Source organism: Mycolicibacterium chengduense (genome assembly GCF_033741155.1).
Lineage (GTDB): Bacteria > Actinomycetota > Actinomycetes > Mycobacteriales > Mycobacteriaceae > Mycobacterium.
Genome location: NZ_JAWQNH010000002.1, coordinates 690,573 through 703,647, shown reverse-complemented (window position 1 = coordinate 703,647; position 13,075 = coordinate 690,573). Strand labels below are relative to the sequence as shown.

Here is a 13,075-nt window from a genome sequence, read left to right as displayed (position 1 = left end):
TCTCCGGAAAGCACCGGTCGCATGGTGCTGATGGTCGACGACGACCCGGACGTGCGAACGTCGGTGGCCCGCGGGCTACGGCATTCGGGGTTCGACGTCCGGGTCGCGGCCAACGGCAAGGAGGCGCTGCGCCTACTGGCCACCGAGGCACACGACGCCCTGGTGCTGGATGTGCAGATGCCCGAACTCGACGGGGTGGCCGTGGTGACGGCGCTGCGCGCACTGGGCAACGACATCCCGATCTGTGTGCTGTCGGCCCGCGACACGGTCAACGACCGCATCGCCGGCCTGGAGGCCGGCGCCGACGACTACCTGACCAAACCGTTCGATCTCGGTGAGCTGGTGGCCCGGCTGCATGCCCTGCTGCGCCGCGCCGGTCACTCCGAGCGGCTCTCGGACGTCATGTCGGTGGGGCCGCTGACCATCGATACCGCACGCCGGCTGGTCTTCGTCGACGGCGACCGGGCTGATCTGACCAAACGGGAGTTCGACCTGCTGGCCGCGCTTGCCGAGAACGCCGGCGTGGTGCTGTCGCGGCAGCGCTTGCTGGAGTTGGTGTGGGGATACGACTTCGACGTCGACACCAACGTCGCCGACGTGTTCGTCTCCTATCTGCGGCGCAAGCTCGAGCGGGACGGCCATCCGCGGGTCATCCACACGGTGCGCGGTATCGGCTACGTTCTGCGGGAGGAGGCGTAGCGCGTGCGGCTGTCCCGGTTCGGTCGGTCGGCATCGCTGCGCACCCGGGTGGCGGTGGCCTCCGCCGTCGCAGCCGCGGCCGTCGTCGCCGGATTCACCATCCTGACCTCGGTGGTGTTGGCCAGTAACGACGACGCGCAGTTGGATCGGCGGCTCGACTCGATCGTCGAGGCCAGCATGTTCCCTGAACAGCTGTCCGACCCCAAACGGGGGGTGCTCACCACCGGGCGGTCCATGTCCACCGGGCAGGTGATCTTCCAGCGCGGTTTCCAGCTGCCGTCGTTGCCGCCGGGCACGGTCACCGTCACCGTCAACGGCGTCGACTACCGGGTGCGCACCATCAGGATGACTCAGCAGGCCGGAAATGTGTTGGTATCCATCGGGATCCGGGCCGACAGCATTCTGCTGAACCGGGCCAGGATCCCGGTCTACACCGCCGTCGGGGTGTTCACCGTGATCGTCGCCGGTGGGCTGGGCTGGTTGTTGGCCGGGCCTGCCGTGCGACCGCTGCGCAGGCTCACCGAACAGACCAGCCGGCTGAGCGGAGGCACCGAACAGATGCCCGCGGTGACCGGAGCGCGGGAGGCCGAGGAACTCTCCGAAGCGATGGCAGGGATGCTGCACCGGCTGGCCGCCGCTCAGCAGGCCACCTCGAATTCGCTACAGGCGGCCCAGGATTTCGCGGCGAATGCCGCCCACGAGCTGCGTACCCCGTTGACCGCCATGCGGGCGGATCTGGACACCCTGCGGATCCACGACCTGCCCGCCGAGGAACGCGACGAGGTGATCGCCGACCTACTGCGGGCCCAGCTGCGGGTCGAGGCCACCATCACCGCGCTGGGTCAGCTGGCCTCGGGTCAGCTGGCCCAGGCCAAGGACCGCGAGCCCATCGATGTGACCGATCTGCTGGACCGGGTGGCGCGGGAGAATCTGCGCGCCGGCCGCGCGGTGGACATCAGCGTGGAGGCCGACGACGACCTGGGCACCGTGTGGGGCTGGCCTGGTGGACTGCGGCTGGCGGTGGACAACCTGGTGCGTAACGCCGCGACCCACGGCGGCGCCGAACGTGTTGTGCTGTCCGGGCATCGGCGTCCCAGCACGATCGACATCGTCGTCGACGACGACGGGGTGGGGGTGCCCGTGGCGGAACGCGATATCGTGCTGGGCCGGTTCGCGCGCGGCAGCACCGCCGCGCCCGGCGGCTCCGGTCTGGGGCTGGCGCTGGTGACTCAGCAGGCCGAACTGCACGGCGGGGAACTGGTGCTGGCGGACAGCCCGCTGGGCGGCCTGCGCGCCACGCTGACGATCGCGATATCGGCACCGGTGGACCCCGATGCCACCGTCCCGGTCAAGACCGGGATGCAGCCTTGGCTGCGGCGCGCCAACCGAGTAGCAGGATGGCGGTCGTCAGGGTTGCAACCACCACAAAACTGAACGCGGTACCCGCCGAGGTGGCCTTGCGTAACAGCATCCCGACCGCCACCGTGCATACCCAGACGATCAGCCCGGTCGGGGTGATCGAGGTGGGCCGCCGCCAGCCGCGGGCGATCAGCCAGCCGACCAGGGTGCCGGTCAGGAACGGCCAGGCGGTCTCGGCGACCCCGGTCAGCGTCACCCCCTCGGCGTGGCTGCGCCGCCCGACGGTACAGAAGATGACGACGGCCACCGCGTCGGCGACCGCGGCGGCCAGGACGGTATTGCGCTTACTCACCGGGATAGTCCATCACATCGGAAACCAATGGCATGACCCCCGATTCGTCGCGGGCTTGACCACCTGGCCGCAGCGGGGCCGGTCGGCCGGCGATGAGGGTGTCGAAGACGTCGACGCTTGCGGTCTGGGCGTCCAACCGGAAGGACCGGAACACGAACGGCAGTCCGTCCGAACGCAGCGGGTCGGGGCCGTCCATCACATGGAAGTGCAGGTGCGGTGCATCCGAATTGCCGGTGTTGCCGAGGTTTCCCAACACGTCACCAGCCTTGAGCCGTTGTCCCGGCTGGACTTTCACGCTTCCGGTTTTCAGATGGGCGTACAGCGCAAAGTTGCCGCCGCCGAGGTCCTGTACGACGTGGTTGCCCGCGTACTGGTCCAGCGCCAGTCCGGCGGGGGTCTGGCCGGGTGTCTGCTCGGGCAGACCGTCGAGTACCGCCACCACCGGGCCGTCGGCGACGGCGTGCACGTCGGCACCGAAATACCGGTAGCTGGTCAGCTTGCCGGGGGCGCCGGCGAGCAACCGATAACTCGGATCGAGCTGTACATAGTCGATGGCGAACCGCTCCGCGGCCCACAGTTGCCCGTCGAGCGGGTTGAGGGCCATCCGGTGCGGGGTCATCGCACAACACCCGTTGCCGTCCAACCATTTCGGCCCGCGCAGCGGGGGATCGATGGACACCGGGGTGCGGGTCTGTACCGGCACCGCGGCCACCGTCTCGGTCATGATCGCGGGCAACAGCGGGGGAGCGGGCCGGCTGATCGCCACCGTGACGGCGTGCTCCAGCCGGTCGGGCACATTACCGGGAGCCACCGTGGCGTCCAGCCAGACCGCGGCGGTCTGGGCGGGACCGATGGTGGTGGTCGGTGTGCCGGCCTCCCCCAGTAGCCGGGTCCACTGTGCCAGCGGCGCACCGGACAACGACAGCAGCGATGCGTCGCCGCCGCGCACGGTGACCGTCAGCAGCGTGACGTCCTGATTCAGCACGTTGGTCAACAACAGCTCGTAGGCCAGATGGGTGCGGCCGTCGGTGGCCGGGACCGCGACGGGTGCGGCCACCACCCTGGCCAGTACCGGGGTGGCCGCGGGCTTGCCTGCAGCAGTGGGTGACGTGGACGTGGTGGCCGGAGCGGGGGCCTCACCCGGTGTGCCCGCGCATCCGGCCGTCACCGCGACGATGCTGAAAAGTGCTGCTGCCGAACGCCTTCCGCGCATCAGGACTCCGGGCGCCGCGGGTTGTCGGCGTCGGGTGTGATGGTCAGCGGCTCGACGTCGGGGTCGATGTCCACCTCGGTGCGGAACATGAAGAAGAACACCACCCACCCGATCGCCGAGATGAAGATCCAGCTGACCAGGCGATAGATCAACATGGCCGAAATCGCTTGGGCCAGTGTCATTCCGCTGGAGACCAGGCCGGGAACCAGAACTGCCTCCACCACCAGCAGGCCACCCGGCATCAGCGGGATGGAGCCGACGGCGCGCGCTGCCGCGTAGGCCACCGTCAGGCCGGCCAGCGACGGGTGACCGCCGGCGGCGTAGGCGGCGAAGGCCAGGCACGCGACGTCGGCGATCCAGTTGAACATCGACCAGCTGAAGGCGTTGCTCAGCGCCCGGCGGCTCAAACTCACCGACTCGAGCTGCGCGAGCATCCTGCGCCACTTCGCCAGCCCGGTGTCGGCCGGGCGGCCGCGCACCGAATTGACCCAGGACAGCAGCCGCACCCCGATCCCGTCGATCTGCTGCGGGTTGGCCGCGACCGTCTGCGCCAACAGCAGCAGGGCGACGAATCCGCCAAGGGTGAAGATCAACGACAGCGGGTTCTTGCTGGCACCCAGCAGGAACGCTCCGCCCAGTCCGAGCAGGGCCAGGCCGACCACCTGCAGCACACCGGACATCACCAGCTGCCAGGACGCCACCACCGGCGACGCGCCCCAGATGCGCTGCTGGCGGTAGACGAAGGTGGCCGAGAGCACCGGGCCGCCGGGCAGGGTCGTCGACAACGCGTTGCCCGCGTAGAACGCCGCCTCCGAACGCCACTGCCGCACCTGCACCCCGGCCGAGCGCAACAGCGTGCGCTGGATCTGGGCGAAGCTGTGCATCGAGGCCATCGCGGCGACCACCGCCGCCAGCACCCACCACCAGTCGGCCGAAAGCAGGCTCTTCCACGCCTTGGCCAGCTGATCCCAGACCAGGGCCAGTTCGACGGTGAGCACCACGACGGCGATCGCGATGACGGCCCAGCGCACCCACCAGTACTTGCCGCGGGGGCGGCCGTCCTGGGGGCGGGCCTCGTCGTGGTCGCGGCTCGTCGGCGCGTCGTCGTGCGACACGCCTTTCAGGGTAACGGCCCAGGTCGTGCCGAAACGTACGTTGGACGGGCGCGGCGCGCCGTTACGCTCATCCGCATGAGCCTGTTACCCAGCGTCGACCCCATGGCCGACGAGTCGGTCAGCCCCCTGGTCCGTAAGGCGGCCGCCTGGTCGTGGCGGCTGCTCGTCATCGGTGCGGCGCTGGTCTCGCTGCTGTGGGTGATCACCCACCTGGAACTGATCTTCGTGCCGGTGGCGCTGGCCGCCATGATGGCCGCACTGCTGATGCCGGCGGTGGATCTGCTGGTCGCACGTCGGGTGCCGCGCGGCGCCGCGGTGGCGTCGGTGATCCTCGGTGCGATCGCCGTGGTGGGCGGCATCATGACCTTCGTTGTGAGTCAATTCATCAGTGGCGCACCAGATCTCGTCGAGCAGGTGACGCGCAGTATCGACGGCTTGCGGGTCTGGTTGATCGAGGGCCCTGCCCATCTGAGCAAGGACCAGATCGACCACGCCGGCGACTCGGTGATCACCGCGCTGCGGGAGAACCAGGCCAAATTGACCAGCGGCGCGCTGTCCACCGCGGGCACTATCACCGAGATCGTCACCGGCGCCCTGCTGGTGCTGTTCACGCTGATCTTCCTGCTCAACGGCGGTCGCGACATCTTCGCCTTCGTCACCAAGGTGTTCCCGGTAACGGTGCGCGACCGGGTCCGCGATGCCGGGCGGGCGGGATTCCGCTCCCTGATCGGCTACGTGCGGGCCACCTGCCTGGTGGCACTGGTGGACGCCGTCGGGATCGGCACCGGGCTGGCCATCATGGGGGTGCCGCTCGCGCTACCCCTGGCGTCGCTGGTGTTCCTCGGCGCGTTCATACCCTTGGTAGGTGCGGTGCTGACCGGTGGTATCGCGGTGATCGTCGCGTTGATCGCCAAGGGCTGGGTGTACGCCCTGATCACCCTGGGCCTCATCATCGCGGTGCAGCAGCTGGAAGCCCATGTGCTGCAACCGATCGTGATGGGCCGCGCGGTCTCGGTGCACCCGCTGGCCGTGGTGCTGGCCATCGCCGGCGGTGGTGTGCTGGCCGGTATCGTCGGTGCGCTGCTGGCGGTGCCGATCGTCGCGGTGCTCAACAGCGCCGTGCGGGTGCTGCTGGCGACCGACCCGGACACCGAAGCCGCCGCGATCGCGGCGCAAACTCCCGCCGTACCGTCCGATCCCGATCCCGATGCCGGGACCGGCTCCGGTTAGAGCCGGCCCTCCCGGCGCAACAGATCGGCCGCGCTGAGCCCGCCGCTGCGGCGCGTCGGCGCGTCGTCACCGGCCTCGGTGTCGCGGATCTTGGAGGTGTCCAGCTTCTCGGTGGCATCCGCGTCCCGCTGCGTCGGGATGGCGGTGGTCGGCGCGTTACCTGCCGGGTCACCCATCGCGACCGTGGGCTGCGCCGACGGCCGCGGCGGCTGCGCGCTGCTACCGCTGCTGCGCAGGTCACCGAGCCACGACTCGATCTCCCGCTTGTCCCGACTGGGCTCGCCGCGGCGGGTCCGCTCGGTACCGGCGGCGTTGACCGCGTTGCGGGCCGCGTCGATGGCCACGGTCGCCGGGGAGTCCGGCTGCGCGGCGAACCGGGTGGTGGGCGGCTCGGGCGCGGGGCTCCCGGTGGTCGGGATCCGCGTCGTGCCCGCCGCCGACGGTCCGGCCGGGCGCACCGGCGGGGCCGGGGGACGGCCACCGGCCGGCGCTGCCGGCGCGGGGTGGGTGGGATCGTGGGCGGGCAGGGCCTGCATCGGGGCGCCGGCGCCGACCAGTGCGGCGGGGTCCGGAGCCGGCTCGTTCGGGTCGCGCACGGTGGGCCGTTTGCGCTCGTCGGGCAGTTCCACCTCGCCGAGCCCGATACGTTCCTGCACCCGCTTCATCCACTGCGGTGCCCACCAGCAGTCGTCGCCCAGCAGCTTCATGATCGCCGGCACCAGGAACATCCGGATGACGGTGGCGTCCAGCAGCAGCGCGATGAGCAGGCCGAAGGCCAGGTACTTCATCACCACCAGGTCGGAGAACGCGAACGCCGCGACCACCACGGCCAGCACCAACGCGGCGCCGGTGATGAGCCGGCCGGTGGTGGCGGTGCCGATGCGGATGGCCTCGGCGGTGGACAGGCCACGCTCGCGGGCCTCCACCATCCGGGACACCAGGAACACCTCGTAGTCGGTGGACAGACCCCAGATCACGGCGATGATCAGGCCGATCATCGGGGCGAACAGCGGCTGCGGGGTGTAGTTGAACAACCCGGAACCATGGCCGCCCTCGACGAACATCCACGTCAGGATGCCCATCGTCGATCCGAGCGTGAGCGCGCTCATCAATGCCGCCTTGATCGGCAGCACCAACGAGCCGAACGCCAGGAACATCAGGATCGTCGTGGTGATCACCAGGATCACCACCATCAGCGGCAGCTTGTCGAACAGCGTCAGGATGCTGTCCTGGGCCAGCGCCTGGGTGCCGCCGACCATGATGGTGGTGCCCCGGGGCGGGGTCAGCGCCCGCAGCTCCTGGATCTTCTTGGGTGCGGTGGAGCTGTTGACCAGGCCGTTCTGGATCACCCGGACCGACGGATCCTTGGACCCGCTCTCCTGCGCGGAGCGCTCCTGCCACATCTTCGACGGGTTGTCGCTGCCGGCGAACCCGGAGATGGCCTGCGCCTCGGCGCGCACCGCGGCCAGCTGCTGATCGGTGATCGGCTCGCCGTTGTCGGACTTGATCACCAACGTCAGCGGCTCGGTGCGGAAGCTGGAGAATTCCTTGTCGAACTGCTCCTGGGCCATCCGGACCGGGTTGTCCGGCGGCAGGTACTTCTCGCTCAGGCCGCCTAGCGCCAACTGGCCGATCGGGATGACCAGCAGCGTCATGATGATCAGGATCGGCGCCGCGAAGGCGATGGGCCGCTTCATCACGATGTTGACCAGTCGGCCCCAGAAGCCCTTCTCGACCTCTTCGCGGGTCTTGGTCTTCTGGGTCTTCTCGATGAACCAGTCGATGATCTTGCGGGAGAACGGCCAGTTGGCCAGGAACGGGATCCGCAGCAGGGTACGCACCCCGAGCGCGTCGACATTGGTGCCGAGGATGGCAAGGGTCGCCGGCAATACCGTGATGGACAGGAATGCCGCCAGCAGCACCGAGGCGATGATCGCGTAGGTGATCGACTTCAGGAAGCCCAGCGGGATCAGCAGCAACGGCAACGAGGACGCCACGATGATCACCGAGGAGAACGCCACCGTGCGTCCGGCGGTCATCACCGACCGGCGGACCGAAGCCTCGATGTCGTAGCCCTCGGCCAGTTCCTCTCGGAACCGGCTCACCACGAACAACCCGTAGTCGATGGCGATACCGAAGCCCATCATGGTGACCACCGGCTGGGCGAAGAAGTGCACCGGCCCGAACTCGGCGGTCAACCGCAAGATGCCGAGCGCACCGGCGATGGTCAGGCCGCCGATGATGGCGGGCAGCGCGGCCGCGACGGCGCCGCCGAAGACGAAGAACAGCACCACCGCCACCAGCGGGACGATCGCGATCTCCGCGCGGGCCTGGTCGGTGCCGATGGTTCCGGTCAACTCGCTGGCCAGCGGGTTCAGGCCGGCGAGTTTGATATCACCGCCGTTGACCTTCTTCAGGTCGGGTTCGATGGCTTGGTAGTTCTTCAGGATCGTGTCGTCGTCGTCGCCCTTGAGCGGGACGCTGATGAAGGTGTGCCGAAGATCTTGGGTCTTCATCTGGCTGACCGTGGGATCGGTGGTGTCCGGGGCCTTGAGCCAGCCGACCCAGCCGACGATCTGATCCGGGTGGTCCTTGACCACCTGGTCCAGTTCCCCGACGACCTTCTTCTGCCAATCCTTGTCGGTGACCAACTTGTCATCCGGCGGCGTCAGGATGGCGACGACGTGGCTGGTGCGGTCGCGGCCGTATACCTCGTCGGCCAGTGTGGATGCCCGGACCGACTCACTGCCGTTGTCGTAGAAACCACTCTGCGTGACGTGCTGCCCGAGGCTCGCCCCGAACAAGCCGCCACCAAGGCACAGTGCGACCAGGACACCGATCACTATGTATCGGAATCGGTACACCGTTCGACCCCACCAGGCGAACACGTCAACTCCTTAATATGTTCTGGTCACGCTGCGCGCGCGTATCACTTCTATTGTCTATAAGCGCGAGGTCAAAAGCGCGGACAGCGGCCGGAAGGGCTGCAGCCAAGCGCCCTGCTCGGGCAGCGAATCAAGGCCGATTCGCGGTAGCGGCTCCCGGAAGACACCTGCGATGTCCTCCAGGTCGACAAACTCCAAGGTATCCGACGCTAACGCCCAACTGGCATGTTCGCGAAATCCGAGCACCTGCACGGGAACGCCGTCGTGAGCAATCTCTTCCAGCGGCGCCCGGAACGCCTGACCGTCGGCCGATGCCACCACCAGCCCGGCCAGGCCCTCGCTGCGGCGCAGCGCGATATGGCTGAGCATGTCGCTGTCGACGTCGCTGTCTTCGTCGACCTTGGGTTTGGCGAAAACCGCGAACCCCACGTTACGCAGTGCCTCCACCCAGGGGCGGACGACATCGGCGCTACCAGGGGCGATGTTGGTGAAGACGGTGGCTTCGGGTTCGACCAGCACGTCGGGCTGGGCTTCTGCCCCGGAGTCCGGCGCGGGCGCGGCGGTGGCCGAGATGTCGGCGGTGCGCTGCAGCAACCAGCGGCCGAGGGCGTCGAACCGCGGACGGTGCGCGGCCGTCGGCCGGCCACCGAGGATGGAACCCAATCCCATGTCCAGATTGGGCGCATCCCAGACCAGCAGCACCTTCCGGATCACCGGGGTGGGCACCTCCTCGGCGGGTGCCGAGATCTCTGGTGCCGCCGGAATGTCGGTTGCGATGCTCATCGGCCGGTCACCTCTGCTCACTCCGTCATTCCATGGGTACGTACCCACACCAGCTCGGCGATATCGCGCCCGGCCCGCAAACCCTTGCCCTCGTACTTGGTCTCGGGTCGCTGGACGGAGATGGGCAACGCGGCCAGGTCGGCGTCGTGGGCACGGCGCAGCCTCGGTTCGGCGTCACCCACCTCGGCGATCTGCTCGGCGTACTCGGCGTGGTCGGTGGCGGCGTGCAGCACGCCGCCCGGCGCCAACCGGTCGGCGATCAGTGCCACCGTCTCGGGTTGCAGCAGCCGCCGCTTGTGATGACGCGCCTTCGGCCACGGGTCCGGGAAGAAGATCCGCACACCGGTCAACGACGCCGTACCGAAAATGTGCTCCAGTACGTCGACACCGTCGCCGCGGATCAGCCGGATGTTGGTGAGGTCATTGCGGTCGATGGCACCGAGCAGCTGGGCCAGCCCGCGCCGGTAGACCTCTACCGCCACCACGTCCAGGTGCGGCTCCTCGATCGCCATGGCCAGCGTCGAGATGCCGGTACCGCAGCCGATCTCCAACACCACCGGGGCGGTGCGCCCGAACCACTGGGCGATATCGCGGGTCAGCGGGCGACCGGCGGCGTCGCGGGCCTCGGCCCCGAGCTCGGGCCAGCGCTGCTCCCACAGCTCCTGCTGGTTACCGCTGAGGGTGGAGCGCCGGTTGCGGAAGCTGCTGACGCGCCGATGGTGATGTTTCTGCTCGGAGCTGTGGTGCGGACCGTCGGTGGTGTTCCGGCTCGAGGTGCCCGAATCCGACAGCTCGTGGCCGGCTTCCTCGCGCTGGGCATGCATCGGTCCATCGTCGCTCATCCAGGCCGATCTACCTGCATCGTGGTGCAGATTGATACCCAACAGTTGCCGAGGGTGGCCTGTGCGGGAAAACACCGTTCGCGGGGAGGTCGGCGCGGTGTCACCATGTGAAGTGGGAATTGGTGTCAGTGCGACTCATGAGGTAAGGAGCCGGTCATTCTCGCCGACGTCTTGGCGGCCTTCGCCGCGGAAACCGGCGAATCCCGGCTTGACCCGATTCTGCACCGGTTGAACCGACCGATCCGGGTCGGCGTGACCGGCCGCCGCGGCACCGGATGTGCCACGGTGACCGCCGCACTGGGGCACGCGGGCCGCACCGTCGTCAGCGGCCCGGCCGACGCCGCCGTGCTGGTGGTGGCCGAGACCGTCAAACCCGAGGATCTGGCCCGGTGCGGCCCGAACACCCTGGTGGTGCTCAACAAGCAGGATCTGCTCGGCGTGGCGCTGACAGGTCAGGTCGCCGCGGTGCGGGCCCGCACCGGACGGCCGACGGTACCGATGAATGCCCTGCTGGCGGTCGCCGCGGCGACCGTGCCGGCGGGCGGGGAGCTGGTCGGCGCGCTGCGGGCGATGGCCGACGACCCACCGGAGCTGTCCTCGACCGACGCGGTGACCGCCGCGGCGCACCCCGTCGACGCCGTGACCCGCGGTCGGCTCCTGGCGGTGCTGGACCGGTTCGGCATCACCGCGCTCACCGCGGCGCTGCGGGCCGGCGCGGACCCGGCGTCGCTGCCGGACCTGATGCGCGAGCTCAGCGGCCTCGACGACGTGCTCGCAGCGCTCGATGCGGTGACGGCCGCGCAGCGCTACCGGCGCCTGCACGCCGCGCTCACCGAGGTGCGGACGCTGGCGGTGCGATCCGGCAGCGCCGCGCTATGGGAACTGCTGGCCTCGGACCCGGTGGTGCTGGCGGAGATGACAGCGGCGGCCGAGGTGCTGCGTGCCGACGGGTTGACGGTCACTTCGAACACCGACCCGCAGCACTGGAGCCGGTACGGCCGCGGGCCGCTGAACTCGCTGCACCGACGTTGTGCCAGCGCGCTGACCAGGGGATCGCTGCGGCTGGCGGCGCGCAGATGACCGCCAAGGAGGCGGCGCAGACGACCGCCGAGGAGGCGGAGCAGGAACCCATGCCGAAGCTGACCGGCATCCCTGAGGGCATCGATCCGCCGACGATGGTGCACCGCGACGTCGTGCTGGTCGCGGGCCCGTGGCTGGCCGGTGTGTCGGCGTTGGCCGCGGCGCTGCGGGACCGGATGCCCCACCGGACCTTCGTCGAGAGCGGTGAGCTGCCGCCGGGCCAGGCGCCGTCGGCTGTCGTTTTCGCGGTGTCCGCGGTGGCCCCGCTGACCGACTCGGATGCGGTGTTGCTGGACGCCGCGGCCCGGCATACCGATGTGGTGGTCGGGGTGGTGACCAAGACCGACGTCCATCGCGACTGGCGTGCGGTGCTGGCCGCCGATCGTGATGCGGTGGCCGCCCGGTCGCACCGTTATACCGGCATGCCGTGGGTCGGTGCCGCCGCGGCACCCGAGGCGGGTGAACCGTCGCTCGACGAGCTGGTGGAGGTGTTGTCCGGGTGTCTCGCCGACACCGCAGGACCGCATCGAAACCGGTTGCGGGCGTGGGAAACCCACCTCACCACGCGGATCGACGAGCTGTCCTGCGTGCAACCGCGGGAGGGTCGGGCGGTGCAGTTGCGGGCCGAGCGGGACGAGCTGCTGCGGGACAGGCGGCTGCAGCGGTCACAGCGCAATATCGCCCTGCGCAGCCAGGTGCAGCAGGCTCGGGTCCAGTTGGGCTATTTCGCCAGGAACCGCTGTGCCTCGGTGCGCACCGAGCTGTCCGAGGATGTGGCCGACTGGAACGGCCGGCGCACCGAGCGGCTGGTGTCCTATGTGCACCGGCGCTGCGCCGAGGTGGTCGCCGAGGTGGACGACGGCATCACCGAGCACCTGACCGATGTCGCCGGCGAACTCGGCCTGTCCGTACCGGAAGTGCCGCAGGCCGCGCCGGTACCGGCGGCCGGCGCTCCGGCGCTGCGGTCCAGGGCGTTGGAGACCCGGTTGATGATGGTGCTCGGCGCGGGTTTCGGCCTGGGTGCCGCCTTCGCCGTCAGCCGGCTGTTCGCCGGTCTGGCGCCGGGGTTCACCGCGCTGGGGGTGGGGGTCGGCGCGGTCGCTGGTCTGCTGCTGACGGTCTGGGTGATCGGGATCCGCAGTGTGCTGCACGACCGCGCCGTGGTGGATCGCTGGATCGGAGAGGTCACCGCACGGTTGCGGGATGCCACCGAGCAGCGCGTCGCGCACCGGGTGTTGACGGCCGAGGTGGCGTTCACGGGGCAGGCCGCCGCTCAAGACGAACGTGCGGCGGCGGAACTGGCGCGCCGTATCGAGCGGATCGACGCCGAACTCGGCGATATCGCGGCGTGCAGCGCGCGGTCGGCGGCCGCGGGTCAGCGCGAACTGCCACGGCTGCGCACCGCGCTGGCCACGGTTTGTGCCGGGTTGGAAAGTGGGTAATACAGAACAGCGGTTCAGGGGCGTATCTGAATCGTTCTTGTGAGTGATCGGACATTGTTCCGATTCACCACGGGT

At 69.3% G+C, this 13,075-nt stretch carries 11 protein-coding genes; 5 read left to right on the top strand and 6 right to left on the bottom strand.

The features are described 5' to 3' along the window. Positions 1-21 precede the first annotated feature (21 nt). Positions 22-699, top strand: coding sequence for a response regulator transcription factor (locus tag SBI67_RS08875; RefSeq protein WP_266047579.1), 678 nt, complete (start codon positions 22-24; stop codon positions 697-699). Between the two features lie 3 nt (positions 700-702). Further along, entirely contained in the window at positions 703-2,133 is a 1,431-nt protein-coding gene (locus SBI67_RS08870) for a sensor histidine kinase (RefSeq protein ID WP_318980186.1), read from the top strand. On the opposite strand, the gene SBI67_RS08865 is transcribed toward SBI67_RS08870, so the two are convergent. The 3 genes from SBI67_RS08865 to SBI67_RS08855 are packed head-to-tail and all read right to left on the bottom strand — an operon-like array spanning position 2,048 to position 4,738. Then, positions 2,048-2,416: a DUF3054 domain-containing protein gene (locus SBI67_RS08865; protein ID WP_266047580.1), complete on the bottom strand. Its 369-nt coding sequence runs from the start codon at positions 2,414-2,416 to the stop codon at positions 2,048-2,050. The genes SBI67_RS08870 and SBI67_RS08865 overlap by 86 nt on opposite strands. Beyond that, a complete protein-coding gene (locus SBI67_RS08860; protein ID WP_318980185.1) occupies positions 2,403-3,623 on the bottom strand; it encodes a M23 family metallopeptidase in 1,221 nt (406 codons plus the stop codon). Before SBI67_RS08860 ends, SBI67_RS08865 begins: the two co-directional genes overlap by 14 nt. Beyond that, a complete protein-coding gene (locus SBI67_RS08855; RefSeq protein WP_318980184.1) occupies positions 3,623-4,738 on the bottom strand; it encodes a lysylphosphatidylglycerol synthase transmembrane domain-containing protein in 1,116 nt (371 codons plus the stop codon). The genes SBI67_RS08860 and SBI67_RS08855 overlap by 1 nt, the downstream gene beginning before the upstream one ends. Before the next feature lie 75 nt (positions 4,739-4,813). On the opposite strand from SBI67_RS08855, the gene SBI67_RS08850 reads away from it, so the two are divergent. After that, positions 4,814-5,968, top strand: coding sequence for an AI-2E family transporter (locus SBI67_RS08850; RefSeq protein WP_318980183.1), 1,155 nt, complete (start codon positions 4,814-4,816; stop codon positions 5,966-5,968). Here SBI67_RS08850 and mmpL3 read toward each other — a convergent pair. Genes mmpL3 through trmB form a run of 3 tightly spaced genes read right to left on the bottom strand, consistent with a single transcriptional unit; the run spans position 5,965 to position 10,478 of the window. Continuing rightward, positions 5,965-8,856 (bottom strand): trehalose monomycolate exporter MmpL3, encoded by a 2,892-nt coding sequence (mmpL3, locus tag SBI67_RS08845; protein WP_318980182.1) that lies wholly within the window; start codon positions 8,854-8,856, stop codon positions 5,965-5,967. The two genes, SBI67_RS08850 and mmpL3, sit on opposite strands and share 4 nt — an antisense overlap. Before the next feature lie 54 nt (positions 8,857-8,910). Then, positions 8,911-9,636, bottom strand: a complete 726-nt coding sequence (locus tag SBI67_RS08840; protein ID WP_318980181.1) for an NYN domain-containing protein — start codon at positions 9,634-9,636, stop codon at positions 8,911-8,913. Between the two features lie 17 nt (positions 9,637-9,653). Next, a complete protein-coding gene (gene trmB, locus SBI67_RS08835; protein ID WP_318980180.1) occupies positions 9,654-10,478 on the bottom strand; it encodes a tRNA (guanosine(46)-N7)-methyltransferase TrmB in 825 nt (274 codons plus the stop codon). A gap of 228 nt (positions 10,479-10,706) precedes the next feature. On the opposite strand from trmB, the gene SBI67_RS08830 reads away from it, so the two are divergent. Together SBI67_RS08830 and SBI67_RS08825 are read left to right on the top strand one after the other, a co-directional pair. Beyond that, a complete protein-coding gene (locus tag SBI67_RS08830) occupies positions 10,707-11,558 on the top strand; it encodes a hypothetical protein (protein WP_318980179.1) in 852 nt (283 codons plus the stop codon). Then, positions 11,555-13,000: a hypothetical protein gene (locus SBI67_RS08825; protein WP_318980178.1), complete on the top strand. Its 1,446-nt coding sequence runs from the start codon at positions 11,555-11,557 to the stop codon at positions 12,998-13,000. Before SBI67_RS08830 ends, SBI67_RS08825 begins: the two co-directional genes overlap by 4 nt. The last annotated feature ends 75 nt before the right edge of the window (positions 13,001-13,075 follow it).